21 protein-coding genes and 1 tRNA gene are annotated in these 20,497 nt (G+C 72.0%); 4 read left to right on the forward strand and 18 right to left on the reverse strand.

What is annotated here, in order from left to right:
- The first annotated feature begins 87 nt into the window (after nucleotides 1-87).
- Entirely contained in the window at nucleotides 88-1,023 is a 936-nt protein-coding gene (locus K6U06_RS17100) for an aldo/keto reductase (protein ID WP_262323171.1), read from the forward strand.
- Here K6U06_RS17100 and K6U06_RS17105 read toward each other — a convergent pair.
- Nucleotides 1,004-1,705, reverse strand: a complete 702-nt coding sequence (locus tag K6U06_RS17105; protein WP_262323172.1) for an HAD family hydrolase — start codon at nucleotides 1,703-1,705, stop codon at nucleotides 1,004-1,006. The genes K6U06_RS17100 and K6U06_RS17105 overlap by 20 nt on opposite strands.
- Before the next feature lie 83 nt (nucleotides 1,706-1,788).
- Between K6U06_RS17105 and pgi the strand changes: the two genes are divergently transcribed.
- On the forward strand, nucleotides 1,789-3,426 hold the full coding sequence (pgi, locus tag K6U06_RS17110; RefSeq protein ID WP_262323173.1) for a glucose-6-phosphate isomerase: 1,638 nt from the start codon (nucleotides 1,789-1,791) through the stop codon (nucleotides 3,424-3,426).
- A 7-nt stretch (nucleotides 3,427-3,433) separates the two neighbouring features.
- On the opposite strand, the gene K6U06_RS17115 is transcribed toward pgi, so the two are convergent.
- The 6 genes from K6U06_RS17115 to K6U06_RS17140 form a co-directional block, all read right to left on the reverse strand.
- On the reverse strand, nucleotides 3,434-3,886 hold the full coding sequence (locus K6U06_RS17115) for an SRPBCC family protein (protein WP_262323174.1): 453 nt from the start codon (nucleotides 3,884-3,886) through the stop codon (nucleotides 3,434-3,436).
- Nucleotides 3,887-3,896: 10 nt separating this feature from the next.
- Nucleotides 3,897-4,655, reverse strand: a complete 759-nt coding sequence (locus K6U06_RS17120; RefSeq protein ID WP_262323175.1) for a DUF2520 domain-containing protein — start codon at nucleotides 4,653-4,655, stop codon at nucleotides 3,897-3,899.
- A gap of 19 nt (nucleotides 4,656-4,674) precedes the next feature.
- Nucleotides 4,675-5,691, reverse strand: coding sequence for an XdhC family protein (locus tag K6U06_RS17125; RefSeq protein ID WP_262323176.1), 1,017 nt, complete (start codon nucleotides 5,689-5,691; stop codon nucleotides 4,675-4,677).
- Nucleotides 5,692-5,749: 58 nt separating this feature from the next.
- Complete coding sequence (locus K6U06_RS17130; protein ID WP_262323177.1) at nucleotides 5,750-6,484, reverse strand: class I SAM-dependent methyltransferase; 735 nt, start codon at nucleotides 6,482-6,484, stop codon at nucleotides 5,750-5,752.
- A gap of 11 nt (nucleotides 6,485-6,495) precedes the next feature.
- Nucleotides 6,496-7,119, reverse strand: a complete 624-nt coding sequence (locus K6U06_RS17135) for an acetate uptake transporter (protein ID WP_262323178.1) — start codon at nucleotides 7,117-7,119, stop codon at nucleotides 6,496-6,498.
- Nucleotides 7,120-7,269: 150 nt separating this feature from the next.
- Nucleotides 7,270-8,382 (reverse strand): cation diffusion facilitator family transporter, encoded by a 1,113-nt coding sequence (locus tag K6U06_RS17140; protein WP_262323179.1) that lies wholly within the window; start codon nucleotides 8,380-8,382, stop codon nucleotides 7,270-7,272.
- Between the two features lie 61 nt (nucleotides 8,383-8,443).
- Between K6U06_RS17140 and K6U06_RS17145 the strand changes: the two genes are divergently transcribed.
- Complete coding sequence (locus tag K6U06_RS17145) at nucleotides 8,444-8,821, forward strand: metallopeptidase family protein (RefSeq protein ID WP_262323180.1); 378 nt, start codon at nucleotides 8,444-8,446, stop codon at nucleotides 8,819-8,821.
- A gap of 5 nt (nucleotides 8,822-8,826) precedes the next feature.
- Here K6U06_RS17145 and K6U06_RS17150 read toward each other — a convergent pair whose 3' ends face one another.
- The 8 genes from K6U06_RS17150 to K6U06_RS17185 form a co-directional block, all read right to left on the reverse strand.
- Nucleotides 8,827-9,711 (reverse strand): patatin-like phospholipase family protein, encoded by an 885-nt coding sequence (locus tag K6U06_RS17150; RefSeq protein ID WP_262323181.1) that lies wholly within the window; start codon nucleotides 9,709-9,711, stop codon nucleotides 8,827-8,829.
- Between the two features lie 112 nt (nucleotides 9,712-9,823).
- Nucleotides 9,824-11,170, reverse strand: coding sequence for a class F sortase (locus tag K6U06_RS17155; RefSeq protein ID WP_262323182.1), 1,347 nt, complete (start codon nucleotides 11,168-11,170; stop codon nucleotides 9,824-9,826).
- Between the two features lie 220 nt (nucleotides 11,171-11,390).
- Entirely contained in the window at nucleotides 11,391-12,059 is a 669-nt protein-coding gene (locus tag K6U06_RS17160) for a hypothetical protein (RefSeq protein WP_262323183.1), read from the reverse strand.
- Between the two features lie 33 nt (nucleotides 12,060-12,092).
- Complete coding sequence (locus K6U06_RS17165; protein WP_262323184.1) at nucleotides 12,093-13,316, reverse strand: ABC transporter permease; 1,224 nt, start codon at nucleotides 13,314-13,316, stop codon at nucleotides 12,093-12,095.
- A gap of 13 nt (nucleotides 13,317-13,329) precedes the next feature.
- Entirely contained in the window at nucleotides 13,330-14,007 is a 678-nt protein-coding gene (locus K6U06_RS17170; RefSeq protein WP_410051073.1) for an ABC transporter ATP-binding protein, read from the reverse strand.
- 136 nt (nucleotides 14,008-14,143) lie between these two features.
- A complete protein-coding gene (locus K6U06_RS17175) occupies nucleotides 14,144-15,910 on the reverse strand; it encodes an efflux RND transporter periplasmic adaptor subunit (protein ID WP_262323186.1) in 1,767 nt (588 codons plus the stop codon).
- Nucleotides 15,829-16,542, reverse strand: coding sequence for a hypothetical protein (locus K6U06_RS17180; protein ID WP_262323187.1), 714 nt, complete (start codon nucleotides 16,540-16,542; stop codon nucleotides 15,829-15,831). Before K6U06_RS17180 ends, K6U06_RS17175 begins: the two co-directional genes overlap by 82 nt.
- A gap of 114 nt (nucleotides 16,543-16,656) precedes the next feature.
- Nucleotides 16,657-17,133 (reverse strand): hypothetical protein, encoded by a 477-nt coding sequence (locus K6U06_RS17185; protein ID WP_262323188.1) that lies wholly within the window; start codon nucleotides 17,131-17,133, stop codon nucleotides 16,657-16,659.
- Between the two features lie 245 nt (nucleotides 17,134-17,378).
- Between K6U06_RS17185 and K6U06_RS17190 the strand changes: the two genes are divergently transcribed.
- The gene (locus K6U06_RS17190; RefSeq protein ID WP_262323189.1) at nucleotides 17,379-19,154 is read left to right on the forward strand and encodes a PAS domain S-box protein; all 1,776 of its coding nucleotides are present in this window, start codon (nucleotides 17,379-17,381) and stop codon (nucleotides 19,152-19,154) included.
- Nucleotides 19,155-19,238: 84 nt separating this feature from the next.
- Here the strand turns inward: K6U06_RS17190 and K6U06_RS17195 are convergent, their stop codons facing one another.
- From K6U06_RS17195 to K6U06_RS17205, 3 genes are all read right to left on the reverse strand, one after another.
- The gene (locus K6U06_RS17195; protein ID WP_262323190.1) at nucleotides 19,239-19,937 is read right to left on the reverse strand and encodes an FkbM family methyltransferase; all 699 of its coding nucleotides are present in this window, start codon (nucleotides 19,935-19,937) and stop codon (nucleotides 19,239-19,241) included.
- A 63-nt stretch (nucleotides 19,938-20,000) separates the two neighbouring features.
- Complete coding sequence (locus tag K6U06_RS17200; protein ID WP_262323191.1) at nucleotides 20,001-20,207, reverse strand: hypothetical protein; 207 nt, start codon at nucleotides 20,205-20,207, stop codon at nucleotides 20,001-20,003.
- 154 nt (nucleotides 20,208-20,361) lie between these two features.
- Nucleotides 20,362-20,445 (reverse strand) — tRNA-Leu (locus K6U06_RS17205).
- Nucleotides 20,446-20,497: the final 52 nt, after the last annotated feature.

Genomic DNA, 20,497 nt, shown 5'->3' on the forward strand with positions numbered 1-20,497 from the left:
CGGCCCGACCCGCGGGCGGTGGGAAAAGAGGCGGGTAGCCCGGAGGGCGCGCCGCCGGTAGGAATCCCCGGGCAGGCAGGCTGAGGGATGCGCTACCGCCAACTCGGAACGTCGGGCCTCACCGTGTCGGTCGTCGGTCTCGGCTGCAACAACTTCGGCATGCGGCTCGGCCTGGAAGACTCCCGCCGGGTGGTCGACGCCGCCATAGAGGCGGGGATCACCCTCCTCGACACGTCCAACACCTACGGCAACCGGGGCGGCAGCGAGGCGATCCTCGGGGAGGTCCTCGAGGGCCGCCGGGACCAGGTGGTCCTGGCCACCAAGTGGGGGATGGACATGGGGGACGGTCCCGGCGACCAGGCCCGCGGCAGCCGGCGCTACATCCGCCGGGCGGTCGAGGACAGCCTGCGCCGGCTGCGCACCGACTGGATCGACCTCTACCAGCTGCACCGCCCGGACCCGCTGACGCCGATCGGCGAGACCCTGGCTGCCCTCGACGAGCTGATCGACGAGGGGAAGGTGCGCTACATCGGCAGCTCCAACTTCGCGCCCTGGCAGGTCGCCGACGCCGATTGGACGGCCCGCTCGGCGGGCACGGAGCGGATGATCTCCGCCCAGAACCACTACAGCCTCCTCGAGCGCGGCGCCGAGAAAGAGCTCCTGCCGGCCTGCGAGCACTTCGGGGTCGGCGTGTTGCCGTTCTTCCCGCTGGCGAACGGCTTGCTGACCGGCAAGCACTCCCGCGGCGGGCTGGCCGACAACACCAGGATGGCCGGGCGCGACGTCCCCGACGCCACCTGGGACACCGTGGAGGCCCTGGCCGAATACGCCCTGGAGCGCGGCCGGTCCCTGCTGGAGGTGGCCATCGGGTCGCTGGCCGCCCGCCGCCCGGTGGCTTCGGTGATCGCCGGCGCGACCAAGGTCGAGCAGGTCCACGCCAACGTGGCCGCCGGCGAGTGGGTTCCGTCCGAGGAGGACCTGGCTGCGCTGTCCGACGTGCTGGTCAGTCCAGACCGGCGGTGAGCAGCTTGAGGATCCCGTCGGTGTCGGACAGGTCGTCGACGGCTGCGTCGGCGCCGAGCACCGCCAGCTCCTCGGCCGGGGTGCGGCCGGTACCGACCAGCAGGCAGTGCGCCCCTCCGGCCTGAGCGCACGCCAGGTCCCGTTCGCTGTCGCCGATCACCCAGACGTCGTCGGGCGTGAAGCGCGCCGAGTAGGAGGTCGCGGCCCGGGTCATCGCGACCGGTACCAGCATCCGCCGGTCGGCGTGGTCGCTGCCGTAGGCGCCGACCTCCAGGTCCAGCCAACGGTCGAGGCCGAAGGCGGCCAGCTTGACCACCGCGTTGGGTGCGATGTTGCCGGTGAGCACCGAGGACAGGATGCGCCGGTCGGCGGCCACCGCGGCGAGCAGCCGGTCGACGCCGGGGCAGATCGTCCCGTTGGCCCGCAGCTCCTCGGCGGCCGCCGCCATCCTCCGCTCGAGGTGGCCGACCACGGCCGGGACGTGATGCTCCTCCTCGGCGATGTGCATGAGCGCCAGGTACTCCCGCACGATCTGCGGGTCGGTCTTCCCGCTCATCCGCACCCGGGTCTCGGGCCGGCGCCCGAACACGTCCTCGAGGGCCTGGTCGAACACCAAGGCCCCGAGCTCGCCGGCTCGGACCAGCGTCCCGTCGATGTCCCACAACAGCAGCCGGCGCAGCACCGGGCCAACGTAGCCAAACCGGGCAGGAGGCGACCGGCGCGGTGGTGGGGTAGGAACGTGGCGCACACCTTTCGGAGGCACCAGTGACGATCGACCCGGTACGCATCACCGACACCCCCGAGTGGAAGGCGCTGTCAGCCCACCACGCCACGATCCGCGACGTGCACCTGCGCGACCTGTTCGCGAAAGACCCGCAGCGAGGGGAGCGCCTCACCCTCGACGCCGGCGACTTGCACCTCGACTACTCGAAGAACCGCCTCACCGACGAGACCGTCGGGCTGCTCGTCGGGGTCGCCGAACGAGCCGGGCTGCGGGAACGCATCGACGCCATGTGGGCCGGGGAGCGCATCAACGTCACCGAGAACCGCCCGGTCCTGCACGTCGCGCTGCGCGCCCCGAGAGGCGAGCGGATCGTGGTGGACGGCGTCAACGTCGTGGACCAGGTCCACGAGGTGCTCGACAAGATGGCCGCGTTCGCCGACCGGGTCCGCTCCGGCGAGTGGCGGGGTCACACCGGCAAGCGGATCACCACGGTGGTCAACGTGGGCATCGGCGGGTCCGACCTCGGCCCGGCGATGGCCCACGAGGCCCTCCTGGACTTCAGCGACCGGCGGATCGCCTGCCGGTTCGTGTCCAACGTGGACGGCAACGACGTCTGGGAGGCCACCCACGACCTGGACCCGGCCGAGACCCTGTTCGTGATCGCCTCGAAGACCTTCACCACGCTCGAAACCCTGACCAACGCCGGTTCGGCGCGCGACTGGCTGCTGGCGGCCCTCGGCGACCCGGCGGCGGTGGCCAAGCACTTCGTCGCGGTGTCGACCAACACCGAGAAGGTCACCGAGTTCGGGATCGACCCCGACAACATGTTCGGATTCTGGGACTGGGTCGGCGGCCGGTACTCCTACGACTCGGCGATCGGGCTGTCTTTGATGATCGCGGTCGGCCCGGACCGGTTCCGGGAGATGCTGGAAGGTTTCCACGCCATCGACGAGCACTTCCGCACCGCCCCGTTTTCCCAGAACCTGCCTGTGCTGCTCGGGCTGATCAGCATCTGGTACAACGATCTCTTCGGCGCCGAGACCCACGCGGTGCTCCCCTACAACCACTACCTGTCGCGCTTTTCGGCCTACCTGCAGCAGCTGGACATGGAGTCCAACGGCAAGAGCGTCACCTTGGCCGGCGATCCCGTCGACATGCCGACCGGGCCGATCGTGTGGGGCACGCCCGGCACCAACGGCCAGCACGCCTACTACCAGCTGATCCATCAGGGGACCCGGCTGGTCCCGGCCGACTTCATCGGGTTCGTCGAGTCAGCCCACCGGGTCGGATCCCACCAGGACCTGCTCATGGCCAACTTCTTCGCGCAGACCGAAGCGCTGGCGTTCGGCAAGACCGCGGAGGAGGTGCGCGCCGAGGGAGTCCCCGAGGCGCAGGTGGCCGCACGCACCTTCCGTGGAAACCACCCGACCAACACCATCCTGGCCCCTCGCCTCACCCCCAGGGTCCTAGGCGAGCTGGTCGCGACCTACGAGCACTCGGTTCTCACCCAGGGGGTGGTGTGGGGGATCAACTCCTTCGACCAGTGGGGCGTCGAGCTGGGCAAGGCCTTGGCCCAGAGGATCGTCCCTGAGCTGACCTCCGAGGCCGAACCGGCACTGGATCACGACAGCTCCACCAACGCTCTGATCCGCCGGTACCGGGCCGGGCGGCGGCGGTAGCCCGCGCTCAGGCCTCGACGACCGCTTTGATGCGCTCCAGGGTGGTGCGCATCCCTTCCTCGTTGGTCCGGCCCCGGGCCCGGCCCGCGATCCGCCAGTAGAGGCGGTTCAAGGGGTTGTCGGCCAGCTCGAACCACTCGGTCACCTCGGTTCCCTCACCGCTCGGCTCCAGGTGGTAGCCCCACGTGTTGATGGTCTTACCGGCGGTACCCACGCTGAAGGCGAAGTCCCGCTGCTCCTCGCAGCGGGTCACGGTGCAGGTGGTCCAGTACACCGGGCCGCGCCCGTTGCGCCTGACGTGCCCACGGAAGCGGGCTCCGGGCGCGGGACCGGTAGCGCCGTCCAGCCATTCCGCCTCGAAGGTCTCGGGGCTGAACTCGCCGATCCTGGTCACGTCCGACACCAGCGCCCAGACCCGCTCCGGGGGGGCTGCCATCTCCACTGCCACAGAGCCGCGCACAGCGGACAGGTTAGGGCGCGCCCGACACCGGCCAGTCGGTCCCGGCGAGACGGGCTGCCCGGCGGGACATGGCGTCGTAGGCCTCGAGCTCCTCGGGTGCCAGCGCGCCGCGGTGGGCGCGTACCGTCGCCCAGTCCCCTCGGGCGACGGGGCCGGTGAGCGCGGCGCCCGGCCCGAGGGCGGCGACGTCGCTGAGGGCGCCGGCGGCCAGGGCGGTGAAGGCCTGCAGCGGAACCCCGGCGGCGCCGGCGACGGCCTCCACCTGGGCCATGAGCGCCACCAGGTGGTTGGCGGCGATGGCCGCAGCCGCGTGGTACGCGGCCCGGTCGCGGTCGGCGACGGCCACAGCCCGGCCGCCCAGGTCGTCGACGACCCGCTCGACCATCTGGCGGGCTCGTTCGGTGGTAGCCGCGACGCCGAACCACGCGCCCGACACCAGGCGGGTCTCGCCGACATCGGGCGAGGGAAGCGCCACCAGCGGGTGCAGGCCGCCGGTGTCGGTGTGGGGCGCCAAGACGTCGCAGCCGAGCGACCCGGCCAGGTGGATGACCACCGCGTCACCGGGCCCCACCGACGCGGCGACGGGCGCCACCGCGGCGTCGGGGACCGCCACGACCAGCAGCTCGACCCCGGTGGCCGCATCGCTCAGGTCGTCGTCCCGGTAGAGGCTGGGTTGGGCCGACCAGCCGGCGCCGGCCAGGGCCCGGCGCAGCGACTCCCCGGCCCGTCCGGGTCCGATGACCCGCAGCGACAGCGGGCCGTCGGTCACGTCGTCGTGGTCTGGCTGCTCACCGCTGCGCCCTGGGCTGGTCGTGGATCGGGCCGGTCCGGTCCCGCAGCGAACGGCCGTCGCTGCCGGTGCGCTCGGCGAGGATCTCGGCGCAGATGGCCAGCGCCACCTCCGGGGCCGAACGGCCGCCGAGGTCCAGTCCGACCGGCCGGTGGATGCGCTCGAGCAGGTCGGGGTCGACGCCGGACTCCTGGAGCCGGTCGATGCGCCGGCTCTGGGTCCGGCGCGAGCCCATCGCCCCCACATAGGGCACTTCTCGCTCCAGCCCGATGCGCAGGGCCGGCACGTCGACGTGCGGGTCGTGGCTGAGGACCACCAGCGCGGCGGTGGTCCCGGCCCAGTCGAGGGCTGCATCCAAGCCTTCGGGGTTCTCGACGGCGCGGGTGTCCCAGCCGAGCAGGGCGGCTTGGGCGGCCAGCGCCGGCACCAGATCCCCGTTGCCGACCACGACGACCCGGGGCGGGGAGATCCACGCCTCGACCAGCACCGCGCCGGCCGGGGTGTCGATCGACTGGGTCGAGGAATGACCCGACGCGAGCACCGACGCGCCGAGACGAAGCGGCTCGCTCGACGCCGCTTCGTCCTGGGCCGGGCCGCCCCCAGGGGCGGGGGCGCTGACCACGCTCATACCGCCGTCGGGTTCGGTGACCAAAGCCACCGGGGCGCGCGCCGCCAGCGCACTCCACAACGCGGCAGGGAACGCGGCGGCGGGCTGCAGGCGCACCGTCGCCTGCCCGCCGCAGGACAGGCCGGCCTCGATGACCGCTTTGCCGTGGATCTCCACGGTCACCGTCCGCTGGGCGTCGCCCGAAGCGAGCATCTCCACCGCGGCGCCGCGCAGCTGGTCGGTCCCTGCGGCGCCCAGGATCGACCCGGCGGTGGCGCCGTCGGCGTCGACCGCCAACAGCTCGTCTCCGGGCCAGGTCGAAAAGCCCTGGATGGCGACGACACGACCGACCGCTACCGGTCGTCCCTCGTCCAACCATGAGCGGATCTGCTGGGCGGTCTGGTGCATGTGTGCCACTCCGATCGGCGCGGGGGTGCCGAGACCCACGCTACCGAGCGGCTGGGGTTCAGCCGGCGGTGACGGTGAAGCGGGGCGCCACCCCGAGGAGGCGGTCGGGCATCGGCAGCCCGACCGCGGTGGCCCACTCCACGTCGTGCAGGCGCTCGAGCCACGGGTCGGGCCATCCCGCCGCGCTCACCGTCTCCACGACCTGCGAGGGCGACGTGCTCCGTCCCATCGGCAGCGCCGCGAGCAGAGCGTCGCTGTAAGGGGCGTGGTGGTCGGCGTGGCGTCCCCGGGCCCGCCCGAGGAGGGCGCGGGCCTTGGCTTTGAGCGCCTCGGCCCGATCGGCGTCGCCCCTCACGCTTTCGATGACGACCAGGCGCCCGCCTGGCGCGACCGCCCGCCACGCCCGCAGCGCGGCTACCGGATCGGGAAGGGTCCACAGCAGATGGCGTTCCATGACCGCGTCGAACGGTCCGGGGGGCGGCTGGTCGGCGGGCCCTTCGACGATCTCGACGCCGACGCCCTCCGCGGTGGCCCGGTCGTGGAGCTTGGCCAGCATCCCCGGCGACAGGTCAAGGGCGGTCACCTTGTGCCCGAGCCGGGCCGCGATGAGGCTGAGAAAACCGGTTCCGGCGCCGCAGTCAAGGACCCGGGACGGAGGGGCCGGCAGCAACCGGGCCAGGGCGCTGGACCACGCCGCGATCTCACCGGCCGACGTCGGCCGGTGAGACGGCATTTGGTCATAGGTGGCGGCGTCGGCGTCCCAATAGCGACGAATCTGATCGGCGATGGACATCGCCATCGACGCTACTGCGGCACGAGCGGCACGACCGGAAGCACGGTCCGCCTCCAGGTGGCGTTGAGAACCCCTGCAAACGAGGCGTACCAGGCGACGACCGCGGTGATCAGGCCGAGCCAGCCGCCGACCTTGGTGATCGTGGTCGACTGGTCCAAGGCGCCGATGGTGAGGAACAGGAACGTAAGGGCCAAGGTCAAAAAGACCGCGGCTACCGCCACGCTGACCCGCAGCGAAGCGATGAGCATGTAAGCAGTAAAGATGGTCCAGACCAGCAGGAACAGACCGGTCGCCTTGTACGCGTCGCTGGCCGGTAGACCGCCGGCGACGAACTTGGCGTAAGCGGCGTAGGCAAGCCAGAAGGCGCCGTAGCTAGAGAAGGCCAGCGCGCCGAACGTGTTGCGGTTTTTGAACTCCCACATGCCGGCCAGGAACTGGCCGAGGCCCCCGTAGAACAGGGCCAGGGGCAGCACCACGCCCTCCAGCTTGGCGTCGGTGATGATGTGGGCGTTGAACACCGACAGCACGAAGGTGGTCATGGCGAACGCCGCCAGACCGAGCGGTGCAGGGTCGGCCACGGCAGGAAGCGCTGGTTCAGCGACGACCTCGTGGTGCGGCGTGGTGGTGGTGGCCATTGTGCGCCCTCCTTGTCCCCCGGACCCCCCGAGTCCTCCGCACTGTACCCTTCCGCGCCCTCCGTGGTGGGGTATCCCCCGGGCGTACGCGGCGGCCGCCAAAACCGGTCCGCGCTGGCTGGATGACCTCGCCGGGAGCGGCCGCGACCATCACTCGTGGTGGGCTGCCTCGTGGGCGGCGTGGCCCGCCGGCTCGATCTGAAAGGTCGAGTGGGTCACGTCGAAGTGTCCCGCCAGGCACGCCTGGAGCTGGTCGAGCAGCCACGGCGAGCGACCCTCGGCGAAGCACTCGTCGGCGACCACGATGTGGGCCGACACGGCCGGCAGGTCCGAGGTGACCACCCACGCGTGGAGGTCGTGGACGGCGGTCACCTGCGGCAGCCGCAGGAGGTGGGCGCGCAGCTCGCTCAGGTCGACGCCCTCGGGAGCACCCTCGAGCAAGACCCGGCCTGCGGCCCGCGCCAGGCCCCACCCAGCCCGCAGCATGAGTGCGACGGTGAACAGGGAGGCGACCGCGTCGGCCCGGGCGAAGCTCGTGACAACGATCACGATGCCGGCGACGAGGGTGGCGAGGAAGGCCCAGGCGTCGGTCAGGAGGTGGGCGAAGGCGCCGGCGATGTTGAGCGAGGTGCGGTCGGCGCGGGCCAGGATGAAGGTGGCCGCGGCGTTGACCACCACGCCGACCGCGGCCACCGCGATGACGGTGGGGCCGTCGACCTTGCCCGGGTGGACCAGGCGGACGACGGCCTCGATGGTGACCACCACGCTGATCGCCAGCAATGTGACGCCGTTGGCCAGGGCCGAGAGGATCTCGGCGCGTTTGAACCCGAAGGTCATCGACCCCGCGGCGGGTCGGGACGCCAGGCGCAGTGCCCACATCGACAGCCCCAGCGCGGCGGCGTCGGTGAGCATGTGGCCGGCGTCGGCGAGCAGCGCCAGCGAACCGGCCAGGACGGCGGCGACGACCTCCCCAACCATGAAAGCGACGATCAGGGCCAGCGCGCCGGCAAGAAAGCGCAGGTCAGCGGTATCAGAAACGCCGTGGTGATGGCCGTGGCCGGCGTGAGAGTCGCCGGCGGCGTGAGAGTCGCCCGCGGCGTGAGAGTCGCCCGCGGCGTGAGAGTCGCCGGCGGCGTGAGAGTCGCCCGCGGCGTGAGAGTCGTGGGTGTCGCCGGCAGCCCGGACGTCGCCGGTGGGCGCAGGGCAGGCGGCGGCCTCGGGGCGCGGCCCCGGGCCGGAATGCTCGTCGTCGGTAGCGCCCATGGCCCCCACCAGGCTACGGGAGCGGCACGGGAGGCGTCCGCCAACCCGTAGCGTTGGCTCGATGGTCGTGGAGGTGGGGCGCCGGGAGTTCGAGGAGCTGGTCGCCGACGCCCTCGACTCCATCCCCGAGCGCCTGGGGCGGCGCATGGAGAACATCGCGGTCACCGTGGCGCAGTGGCCCACCGCTCGCCAGATCGGGCCCGGGCCGCCGGGGCGGACCCTGCTCGGGTTGTACGAGGGGGTGGACCTGACCCGCCGTTCGCCGCTGTCCTACGGCGGCACGATGCCGGACCGGATCACCATCTTCCAGGGGCCGATCACCGCGCTGGCCCGCGATAGGGACCACCTGGTGGCCATGGTCCGCACGACTGTCATCCACGAGGTGGCCCACCACTTCGGGATCTCCGACGCCCGGCTGCGCGAGCTGGGCTGGGCCTGAGGGCGTCAGGGGGTCCAAAGAGCGCTCAGGCGGGGGGCTTCGAGCGCCGCTTGGCGCACACCGGCCTGGTAGGCGGCCTCGGCGCGAGTGAAGTCCATCAGGTTGAGGCCCCAGCCGCTGACCTCGAGGAACTCGTCCCCGGGGACCACCGTCTCCACCTTGGAACCGCCGTCTCGCAGGGAGTCGATCTGGGCCTGAGTCCCGGCCAGCATCGCCTCGAGGGTCGGATCCCCGAACCCTTCCGGCAGCGACAGGAGGGTGCAAGACACCGCCACCACCACGTCGTGACCGGCGGCCACGTCGGCGTTGAGCATGTCGCGCATCCCGCCGTCCATGTACCTGGCGCCGTTGATCGTCACCGGCGGGTAGATCGTCGGCACCGAGCAGCTCGACGCAACGGCGTGCGCGAGATCGACGCCGTCCCCGCGCTCCCACAGCCGGAACGCGCCGGTCGCGGCGTCCACGGCGGTGCAGGCGAAGCGATCCGGCCACTCCCCGGCGGCCATCACCGCGAAAAGTCCCAAAAAGTCGGCTTCGGACACGGTCGGCGAGTCGAGGGCCAGCCGGCCGAGCTTGGCTCGGACCTCGTCGCTCGAGCCGCCGCTAGCGACCGCCTCGGCCACGATGGTGGTCAGCTTCTGGAGACCCTCAACCGCCGCCTGGTTCGCCTCGGCGTCGACCTCGCCGGTCGACGCTGTCAATAGCTCGATCGCGCTCGCCAGGTCTACTCCGCCGGCCAGCTGCGCTCCGACGACGGAGCCCGCCGAGGTGCCGACGATCAGATCGGCGTCAGCCAGCGACACTCCAGCGTCGCGCAGCCCGACTACCAGCCCTGCTTCCCAGCCGATCCCAACCGGACCGCCCCCTCCAAGTACCAGTGCGCGTGACATGCCGGGACCCTACCGTCACCACGCTTCAACAAACCGTTCAACATCCACCTCACCACCGCCGGTGGTGGTCAACTGGACGTCGAGGCGCGGCGGCACCGTTCCGAGGCCGGCCCTATTCAAGGGGGACGGCGAACGCCACGACGTTGTCCGCGTAGTGGCCGGTGGACGTGTCGAAGGCTCCGCCGCAGGTCACCAGGGCTAGACGGCCCTGCACCTGGCTGCTGAAGATGCTGGCCCACGGGAGGGCGCCCTTCGAATATTCACGAGTACCGCTGACAATGAACCTCCTTAGACCGCCGTCGCCACTGAGCGTGATAATCGCTCCTGGCGCGAGCTGGCTGAGCCGGGCGAAGGCCCCCGGGTGGCCTCCGTAGTTGATGTGACTGTCGAGCACTGCGGTGCCGGCGCCTGAACCCGGGCGCGGGCCGGCCGACCACCAGCCGACGGTGGCCGGGTTGAGAGGCACGCCGAGCGCTCCGGAGGCGCTGACCGACTCCGGGGCGATGGCCGTGTCGACCCCTAGGGATGGGATGGAGATGTGGACCGGGACCACGCCCGGATCGGGCGCCTCCGCGGGGGCGGGCGCCGCCGGAGGAACCCCGCCGACCGTAGCGATTGCGGCGGGGTCCGCTGTGACCCCACCGATCCCACTTGCTGCGGTGGGAGAGACGCTGCTGGTGGCGGTGGCGGCTGGGGGAAGGCGATCCCCCGCACGCAGAGCCGCCGGCCTCGCGTCGGCCGCCACCGATAGGGGGTTGGGCCGGTGGGTGCTCGCCAGCGCGGTGGGCAGGGCGGCGTCGGGGACCAGTCCGGTGTCAGCCGGGGCCGAGAAGCGCAGATTGCCGATGCCGGCGGCGGCGACCGGTGACAGGGCGAAGACCGCGGCCAGCCCGACGGCTGCCGCCCGGTGGGCCGCCGGCCGGCTGCGACCCATCGCGGCCCATCGGTGGATCGGCCGCAGGGCCGGGGCCCAAGCGATCTGCGCTACCCGCAGGGCGCCCCGGCGGCGCAGAAGCAAAGCGCCGCTCGCGGCGGGTATTCCAAGGGCCAGCGCCAGACCTCCGGCGGAACCGGGCCACGGCGGCGAGGAGATCGGCCCCAAACCGGCGCTCACCGACCTCGGCAGGGCGGCGCCCCCCTGGCTGGTGGAGGCCGAGCCGGTGGAGGCCGAGCCGGTGGCGCCGGTCGTCACCGCTCCGCTGCTGGTGGTGTAGTAAACGCACTGCGCGGACGGTGGGGTCACGCCCGGCGGGCAGTTCCACCCCCACGCTGGCGGGTTGGCCACCGCTGGCAGCGGCGCGGCGGCAGCTGCCGGGGCCGCACCGACGAGCATTGACAAGCCGACCACGATGACCGCGGTCACCGACATCAGCAGCGCCACCGCCGCCGAGGACGCCCCCGCCGCTGCGCGTCGCTCGGCGGTGCCGGCGTCGGAGCGCGGCTGTACGAGGTCGGCCATTCCGAGCAGACCGTACCCGAGCGCGCGCCAAGGCACCACCCCGGCGGACCGAACAGCGGACTGCCCGCTCAGAGGTGACGGCACGGCGCCAGGCTGTGCGGCCCGGGCCTCGTTGTTAAATCGTCGCGCGCCGAGACGCCGCGACCGCGGATGGTCACCTCCTGGGCGGCGTCCCCGCGCTCAGCCGTCGCCACCACGCCCGAGGGTCAGCGCCCGAGGGTCAGCCCCCGCCGGCCGCTCCGCCGGCGAACCCGGCACCGCCGGCCGCTCCGCCGGCGCCTGCGGCGGTCACGCCCGCCGCAGTGGCCACGACCGACGTCGCGGCGATGACCCCGCCGGCTCCGGCGGTGCCCCGGACGATCACCGTGTCGCCGATCTGGAGGCTCCCCGGCGCACCGTCGCCGGTGCGGGTCACCGTCGTCGACGGTCCGATCCTGAACTTGTCGATCGCACTGGTCGAGGAGTCGGTGAGCGCCACAACGGGACCAGCAACGTCGATGACCGTCCCGCGGGTCGCCGCGCCGAGCCCGCCTGCGCCGAGCCCGCCTGCGCCGCTGGCGCCGCTGCGGGCGAAGCCGCCGGCGCGCAGGCGGGCGGCCAGGGCGCTGGTCCCGCTCGACGCCGAGGAGCCGTCGTGTCTTTGCACCACCGCGCCCGCCCAGAAGCCGCCGGCCGCGAGCCCGAGCGCCAGGAGCACCGCGGTGGGGACCCGAACCCGCACGCCGCGGGCCGGCGGCAGGGCCATCCAGTCGTCCTCGTCCTCCTCGCCGAGCAGCGGCGCGGCGGCCGGCGGGGCCCACTGCGCGCCCGGTACCGGCTGTTCCGCGGTGCGGACCGCGGAGGTCACCGGCATCTGTCGGGTGTCGTCGTCGTCCACGTCATCCTCCACGTCTGATCCGCCCCTTTTCCCAACCTCTGCCGGTCACTCGTAGCGGAGCGCGTCGATCGGGCGCATCGACGCCGCCCGGTTCGCCGGGTAGAACCCAAAGAAGACGCCGACGGCCACCGCGACCCCGAAGGCCTCGACGATCGACTGCCACGACAGGACCGGCTGCACGCCAACGATCCGGAAGTGGCTGCCGGCGACACCGATGATCACCCCGGCGACCCCACCGATGAGCGACAGGATCACCGCTTCGGTGAGGAACTGACCGAGGATCGCCGACTTGGGGGCCCCGATCGCCTTGCGGATCCCGATCTCGCGGGTCCGTTCGGTGACGGTGACCAGCATGATGTTCATGATCCCGATGCCGCCGACGAGCAGGGAGATCGCCGCCACCGCCCCGAGCAAGACGGTGAAGGTCTGGTTGGTGGACTGCGAGGTCGACAGCAGGCTCCCCTCGTTCAAGAAGTTGAACGGCAGGGCCGACACGGTGGTGTGGTTGGCCCCGGCGAGGATGGAGGCGGCCTCCGACTCGGCAGCGTTGATGTCGGAGCTGGACCGGGACTGCACGATCAGTTCCGAGAACGACGCCGAGTACCCGGTCAGGCGGTCCTGGGCGGTGGTGTAGGGGATGATCGCCACCGCGTTGGGATCGTTGTTCCCCGTGGAACCTTTGGTGGCCAGCACCCCGACGATCTGCACCTGCAGCGAACCGAGCGAGATGACCGACCCGATCGGGTTGGCGCCGGCGCTGAACAAGTCGCTCACCAGCGTGGTCCCCACCACCGCCACCCGGGTGTGGGCCGTGACATCAGACGAGGTGAGGTTGCGACCGGCTTGCAGCTGGAAGTCGGACGCCCCGATGTAGGTGGGTGTGGTGCCAGTGACGGTCATGGTGGAGGTCGCGGCGCCGTTGGTGGCGGTGACCGAGGTGCTGTCGACTGGTGACACGGTCAGGATGTCGGGGGCTTGGGTGCGGTCCTGGAGCAGCCCGACGTCGGCGGCGGTGAGCGTCGCGGCCCGGGTCTGGGTCCCGGTTGTGGCCGGCCCCCTCCCGAAGCGGCCGGTGCCGAGGACGGTGATGGTGTTGGTGCCGAGCGCCTTGATCCGGTTCTGGACCGCTTGAGAGGAGCCGGTGCCGACCGCTACCAGGATGATCACCGCGCCGACCCCGATCAAGATGCCGAGGACCGTGAGCGACGACCGGAGCTTGTTGGCGTTCAGGCCGCGGAGGGAGATGCGGACGTTCTCCAGCCAGCTCATCGGTCCGTCGGGTTCATCGGGCGCCCATGTCGCTGGCGTGGAGGTGCTCGCCGGCGGTCGACTCGTCGCTCAGCACCAGGCCGTCGCGGAGGCGCACGATCCGCCGGGTCAGCTCGGCCACCTCCGGCTCGTGGGTGATCAGCACGACGGTGCGCCCGTCCTGGTTGAGCCGGGCGAAGATGTCCATGATCTCGTGGGTCGAGCGGGTGTCGAGGTTCCCGGTCGGCTCGTCAGCGAGGATGAGGGACGGGTTGGTGGCGATGGCGCGGGCCACCGCAGCCCGCTGCTGCTGGCCCCCGGACAGCTCGTTTGGCAGGTGGTGGGCACGGTCGGCGAGGCCGACCTCTTCGAGCGCGGCCATCGCCCGGGCCCGCCGCTCTCGGGCACCGACCCCGGCGTAGGCGAGCGGCATCTCCACGTTCGCCACCGCGCTGGTCCGGGGGATCAGGTTGAAGGACTGGAAGACAAATCCGATCTTGCGGTTGCGGACCCGGGCCAGGATCGTCTCGTCCAGCCGGCGCACGTCGACGCCGTCGAGGAGGTAGCGGCCGGAGCTGGGGGTGTCGAGGCAGCCGAGGATGTTCATCATCGTCGACTTGCCCGAGCCCGATGCACCCATGACCGACACGAGCTCTCCGGGCAGCACGTCGAGGGACACCCCCCGGAGGGCGGCCACCTCTATTTCCCCCATCCGGTAGACCTTGGTGATCTTCCGCAAGGAGATGACCGGGCGGCGCGGCGGCCCTTCGGGCGGCGGGACATCTATGTCAGCCCCCTCGGGCGGGGGGACGGCTACGTCAGCCCGTTCGGGCGGGGGGATGGCCACGTCAGCCCCCGGCCTTGGCGCCGCCGAAGCCGCCGCCGCCGAGCCCGCCGCCCCCGAGGCCGCCGCCCCCGAGCCCGCCGGTCAGTGCCCTTCCGGTGGTCGCCCGGCTGGCGCCGGTCGAACTGACCGACACCGTCGGCAGGACGACGGTGTCGCCCGCCGAGAGGCCGCTGATTATCTGGGTGGTGGTGGCCCCCTGCACGCCGGTGGTCACCGCACGGATGGTGCGGACGCCGTTTTGCAGGACGGTCACCGTCGCGTTCGAACCGGTGGTGGTGATGGCCGAGGACGGCACGGTCAGCACGCCGCTCACCGACTTGGTGGTGACACTGATCGACGTGCTCATTCCGGGCTTCACCGTCGCCGGCGGGTCGGTGAGGCTGATGGTGTCGTCGTATTCCACCACGTTGCTGACCGTCGTGGACGTGTCGCTCACCGCCGACACCTGGCCGGGGACGGTCACGTTCGGCAGGGCGTCGAAGCTGACCGTCGCCGGCTGGCCGACCGCGACGCTCGGTGCGTCGGCCTCCGCGAAGCCGGCGGTCACCACCAGGTGGGCCAGGTCGGAGATGACGAGGAACGCCGAGGAGGAACTGGTCGAGGCGGAGCTGCTGGCCGCCGAGCCGCTGGCGGCCGACCCCGAGCCACTGCCGGCGGCGCCGCTGCCGGCGGCGCCATTGCCGGCCGACCCCGAACCGCTACCGGAGCCGCTGGTGGAGGAAGAAGCGCCGGTCCCGCTGCCGGAGGAAGCCGAGGCGCTGCTACCGCTCACCGTCTGGCCGACCGATCCGTTGAGGGCTGTGACCGTCCCGCTGATCGGGGCGGTGAGCGTGGTCTCACCGACCACCTTCTGGTCGTTGGCGACGGTGGCCTGGTCCTGCTCGACCGCGGCCCGGTCCTCGGCGAGGGCCGCAGGGCTGACGTACTCCTTGGCCGACACTGACAGCTCGGTGTTGGTCAGCTGCCCCTGGGCAGAGGTCACGCTGTTTTCGGCCTGGGTGAGCGCGGCCTGGTCCTGGGTCAGCGCGCTGCAGGCGCTGGAGACCGCCCCGCCCGTCGTCGAACCGGCCGGGGTCGCCGCCGCGCCGGGCGGGGTCGTGGTGGCGGAGGTCGGCGAGCCGGCGCCCGAACCGGGCGCCACCGCGGCGGCCACCCCGGCTCCGCTCGCCTGGCTGGCCGTGCAGGCCGCTTGGTCCTTGTCCAGCTGGGCCTGGTCGTTGGCGCGCGTCGCGGTGGCGGTGTTTAGAGACTGTTCGGCAGAGGTGATCGAGTACTGGTCGCTGGCCCGGGCGGCTGGCGTCTCGCCACCGTTGGTCTCCGCGTTGGTCAGCGTCTCCTGCGCGGCCTCGAGCTGGGCCTGGGCCATAGCCAGCGTGGCATCCGCCGCCGTGGGGTCGAGCTTGGCCAGGACCTGGCCGGCGGTCACCGTAGCGCCGGCGGCCACGTCGAGCTCCGCGACGGTACCGCCCGCGGCGAAGGAGACGTCGTCTGTGGCCGCGGGTGCCACGTTCCCGGTGGCGGTGACCGAGGAGGTGACCGTGCCGGTGGCGACGGTCACCGTACGGACTCCCGACGACGCGGAGGCCTTGTGGAACACCGAGGAGATGCCGAGGTAGGCGACTACGCCGACTACTGCGAGCAGGGCCACGTTTCCGAGCACGAAGCCCCGCGAGAACCGGCCGGCCATCAGCCGGCCGCGGTCGGGGTGGTGGTGCTCGTCGAGCCACCGGCGCCGGGTGTGGCCGCTGCCGGCCGCAGCGGCGCGCACGCGGCCATGGCCGCCTGACGAGTGGCGGCGGACACGGTGGTGGTGGTCTCAGCCGGCGCTGTCGTAGTGCTGGTCGCGCCCGCACCCCGCGGGCCGGCCGGGACGGTCAGGCCGTGTAATTGCAGGCACTGGCGGTAGGCGGTGAACGCCGGGCTGTTGACCGCCGGGCCGCCGAAGGTGGGCAGAGTCGAGCGGCACGCGGACAGCGCCGAGGTGTACTCCGCGGTGGTGACGCCGGCGGGGAGGCTGGTGGGGACTCGACCGATGCCGCCGCCTCGAGATCCGCCGCGAGCAGGGAATCCGCCGCCGGCAGGGAAGGTCTGGCCGGGCGTGGTGGACGGCGGGGTGGGCGTGGCGCTGCCCGAGGCCGCCCGACCTTTGCCGGTCGGGAGGGCACTGGCCGGGATGCCCTTCGACTCCATGCAACTGTCGAACGCCGCCAGGCGGTTGGCCCCCGCGGAGGGGGCTGCCGCCGAGGCCGTCGTCGATGTCGTCGACGGTGAGGCGGTGGTGGTGGACGAGCCGCACGCCGCGAGACTGGCGGTGGCGGCCGCTATGGCCGCGGCGGTTCCGGCGGCTCGAAGGCCGGGGATCCGCCGACCGGCGAGGAGAAGTGCACCAGGGGTTGACACGGCCAAGACCCTGGCAGGGCTACCGAAGAGCCTGATAAGAGAACCGTCCGGATTCCCTTAGAGTCTCCTTGGAATACCCTGGGAACCGGGAACCGGTCAGGCCGGTCAGGCCGGTCAGGCCGGGCAGGTCTTGCGGTAGGTGACCAGCGGGGTCAGGTCGCCCTGGAGCTGGGTGGCGAGCGCCTGCTCAGCGGGGTTGGGCTCTTCCCGGGTAAGCGCCTGCGGATCGGTCTTCAACATCCCCACCAGTTGGCGGAAGTCGCCGGCGACCGCCGACAGCGACGGCTTGAGCGACGCCGGGCCGGTGGTGGCCAGGTGGTCGAACGACGCAGCAGCGTTGGCGATGTCGGTCGACGTCGGGTTCGACACCGCCTGGAACTGGTTGAGCACGGCGTCGACCTGCGAGCAAAACGCCGCAGATCCGGTGGGAGCGACCGTCGTCGCCGACGATCCGGCGCCCGCTGGCACGGTGGTCACCGGCGCGGCCGAGGTCGGCGCGGTGGTCCCCGCCGCCGACTTGGAGCTGCTGCTCCCGCACGCAGCCAGGCCGATAGCGGTCACGAGAACGACAGCGCCGAGAGTGGTCTTCACCCGCGGCACGCTACACCGGGTGGCCCAAATCGGGCACAAGCGACCGCCTCCGGCAGGGCGCCCGGGGAGGGCCACCGAACCGCGCAAGCAGGGCCTTTCGCCCTCTCCCCGGCCAGCGGGACCACCGGTACCATCCGCCCCATACCGGTCGGTGCGCCATCCAAGGACGGCGCTCCGCCAAGCTCTCCTCACCAGCTCCCCGACCGGGTCACGGCCCGACAGAGCCACGAAAGGGCACACCAAAGGTGCAACACGAGCAGCCCGGAGACGCCGGCGGAGCGATAACCCTCGGACACGGGGTCGGCGCCGAGCGTCCCTCGGATGAGCACTCTCGGATCCTGGTGGAGCGCTCCCCGCACTGCGTGGCGGTCATCGACCGCCAGGGCCGCCTGGCGTACGCCAACCCGTCGGCGATCGGCCTGCTCGGCGGCCGCAACCCGATGGGAGTCGTCGGTCGCCCTGCTGCGATGTTCGTCCCCGACGACGAGCTGGCCGCCGCCCGGGAGGTGTTCCAAAGCGTCCTGCGGGGGCAGACGGTGATGGAACGCCGCTGCCACGCTCTTCGCCGCGACGGCGTGCGGGTAGAGGTGGAGATCACCGCGACCCGCACCCGGTACAAGCACCAGACCGCGGTACTCCTCGAGGTTCGAGACATCACCGCTCAGGTGCAGGCCGAAGCAGCCCTCGTCGAGTCCGAGCGAAGGTGGCGGGCGGTGTTCGACCAGTCACCGGTGGGCATGGCCCTCGTGGACGAACGAGGCCGGGCCGTGGCCGTCAACGCGTCCCTGTGCGACCTGGTCGGCCGCAGCGAGCGCCAGCTGCTCGACCACAGCGCCGCGGGGCTGGTCGAGCCCGACGAGCCGTCGATGATGCCGGCTGTCGGAGCCTCCCCCAGCGGTGACAGCCGCGGCGTGGCCCGCTTCGAGAAACGCTACGTCCGCCCGGACGGCGAGGTCCGCTGGGCGTGGGTCACGGTCAACCACACTCCGGGGCCGGCAGGCGAGACGTGGACCCTGGCGCACGTCCAGGACGTGACCGAACGCAAGGCCTCAGAGCAGGCGGCCGCCGCCTCGCGGAGCAACCTGCGAGCCGTGGGCGAGGTAATCCGCCAGATCCAGTCCGGGGGAGACGCCCGCCAGATAATCGTCGAGGCCGGCCGGCAGCTCGCCGAGGCTTCGTACGTCTCGCTCATCGAGCCCTACAGCGGCGAAGACGGCCTCCGGGTCTCGGCCGCCACCGATCTGCGGTCCCTCGACGCGGCCTTCGGGCTCGACGGGCTCTCCTCCGCCGTGGGGGTCTACCGGGGCGGACAGTCACTGTTCTTGGCCGAGGCGGCGGACGATCCCTCGGTATCCCCGGCGTTCCTCACCGGCATGTCGGCACGCTCGCTGTATCTGGTCCCGGTCCGCTGCGGCGACGCCGTCACTGGCGTGCTGGTCGTCGCATGGGACCAGCACGTCCCCGACCTGGATGATCGCCGGGCGGAGGCGGTCACCTTGCTCGTTTACTACGCCGGCGTAGCGCTCCGGCAAGCGGAGCTGGTGGCGGAGCTGGAGGCGCTGGCGATGCGGGACCCCCTGACCCTGCTCCCCAACCGTCGCGGCTGGGACGAGGAGCTGCGCTCGGCGCTGGCCACCGCGCAGCGGAGCAGCCGGCCGCTGACCGTCGCCGTCGCCGCCGTCGACGCCTTCGACTCCTTCAGCGAGACCTTCGGGGGCTCCGCCGGCGACGAGATGCTGCGCCAAGTCGCCCACGCGGCCCACCGCGCGGTGCGCGCCGACGACACGGTGGCCCGGTGGGGCGCCGAGCAGTTCGCGTTCGCGCTGCGGGACTGCCCGGCCGAGGAAGCCGCCGCGGTCCTCGGCCGGGTCCGCCAAGCCATGCCCGAACGCCTGACCTGCAGCATCGGCTTCGCCGTTTGGGACGGCCAGGAGGACGGCATCTCCCTGGCTGCTCGCGCCGAGGAGGCCCTCCGCACCGCACGACGCGACGGGAGCAACCGCATCGCAGCCGCCGGCTAGGCCCGGCGGCCAAGCACCGGCTGCCGATTGGCGACTGCCGGCTGGCGCAGCTTCTGGGTAAGCCCAGCCGCGAGGTCCCGGCCGCTAGGTATCGGCGGTCACGAATCCCAATCCGAGCCGGTCGGCGGCCGCACGCACGATCGGCAGCTTCTCGCGGGGGACCAGAGCGTGGTTCCAACCGTCGGGGTCAAACTCGACGGGGCCGCCGGCCACCAGCGTCTCGGGCCGGAGCCGCACATCGACATATCCGGCGCCCGCTACAAGCCGCTCGGCGCCTGTCGGGTCGGCGCGGGGCAGAAGCTCGTAGACGACTATTGGTCGTTGCTCTTGGATGAGACGGCTCGCACCGGCGAACACCCGGTGCTCTGTCCCTTCGGTGTCGATCTTGACCAGGTCCACCTCCGGACGACCGGCGCCGGCCCACCACGTGTCCAACCGCTGGGCGGTCACGTCGAGGACCACATCGGTGACCTCCTTGAAGGTGGGGTCGAGCGACGCGCTGGTCTCGATCGTCGTCCCGCTCGGCGGAGGGAGGTACAGCTGCACGGTGCCGTCGACATCGGTGATCGCCCGCTCGAGGACCTCGACGCGCCTGGCTCGGGGCTGATTGATCCGCAGGTTCGCCCGCAGCAACTCGACGATCGCCGGGACAGGCTCGAAGGCTACGACTCGCCCCTTCGACCGGGCCGCGAGCGCCAGCACCGCATACACGCCGGTGTTCGCGCCGACGTCGAGGAACGCTCCACCGCAGCGGTGGACCAGCTCGACGAGCAGCGCCGGCAACGGAGCCTCGAACCCTCCCAGTCCTCCCGACGCGAGAGACTCGATGCCCTGGTCGTTGCCGCCTCAGCGAAGCAGCCTCGCCCGCTGCTGCCGGAGCGCACCAGCAGCGACCGGCAGCGGCACCACGACGACGTCTCCGCCTCCGAAGGCCTGGTAGAGCTTCCCGGCGACGGTGTGGAAGCCGGCTGCCTCGGCCAGGTTGGCGGGCCACGGCGAACGCCCGAGCCGGCTCGCGACGTACCTTCGTACAGCCGACCCCCCGTTGGACACCCCGCGGATCATAAGCTTGGCCGCGGCAACGAACCGGGATGGCCGAGAATCGGATCGTCACTCCGGTCGATGACAGTGCCGGGTCGTTGGAAACCAGCCGCAGCGTGCGGACCATGGGGACGCCCAGGGAGCCGGGCCCGCGCGGAGGTCGTCGTGGGCGAGGGGGGACTTGAACCCCCACATCCTTTCGGACACAGGAACCTGAATCCTGCGCGTCTGCCAATTCCGCCACTCGCCCGAGTGGTCCCACCCTTGATGGGAGCGACGAGCATACATCAGGAGCGCGCCAG

Origin of the sequence: Acidiferrimicrobium sp. IK (assembly GCF_025499425.1) — a bacterium.
Classification (GTDB): domain Bacteria; phylum Actinomycetota; class Acidimicrobiia; order Acidimicrobiales; family Palsa-688; genus Acidiferrimicrobium.

Excerpts from the sequence above, each read along its gene's own strand:
- K6U06_RS17100 (WP_262323171.1), top strand. The coding sequence starts at position 88 with ATGCGCTACCGCCAACTCGGAACGTCGGGCCTCACCGTGTCGGTCGTC.
- K6U06_RS17135 (WP_262323178.1), bottom strand. The coding sequence starts at position 7,119 with ATGGCCACCACCACCACGCCGCACCACGAGGTCGTCGCTGAACCAGCG.
- K6U06_RS17150 (WP_262323181.1), bottom strand. The coding sequence starts at position 9,711 with ATGTCACGCGCACTGGTACTTGGAGGGGGCGGTCCGGTTGGGATCGGC.
- K6U06_RS17155 (WP_262323182.1), bottom strand. The coding sequence starts at position 11,170 with ATGGCCGACCTCGTACAGCCGCGCTCCGACGCCGGCACCGCCGAGCGA.
- K6U06_RS17140 (WP_262323179.1), bottom strand. The coding sequence starts at position 8,382 with ATGGGCGCTACCGACGACGAGCATTCCGGCCCGGGGCCGCGCCCCGAG.
- K6U06_RS17145 (WP_262323180.1), top strand. The coding sequence starts at position 8,444 with ATGGTCGTGGAGGTGGGGCGCCGGGAGTTCGAGGAGCTGGTCGCCGAC.
- K6U06_RS17130 (WP_262323177.1), bottom strand. The coding sequence starts at position 6,484 with ATGTCCATCGCCGATCAGATTCGTCGCTATTGGGACGCCGACGCCGCC.
- K6U06_RS17125 (WP_262323176.1), bottom strand. The coding sequence starts at position 5,691 with ATGCACCAGACCGCCCAGCAGATCCGCTCATGGTTGGACGAGGGACGA.
- K6U06_RS17170 (WP_410051073.1), bottom strand. The coding sequence starts at position 14,007 with ATGGGGGAAATAGAGGTGGCCGCCCTCCGGGGGGTGTCCCTCGACGTG.
- K6U06_RS17165 (WP_262323184.1), bottom strand. The coding sequence starts at position 13,316 with ATGAGCTGGCTGGAGAACGTCCGCATCTCCCTCCGCGGCCTGAACGCC.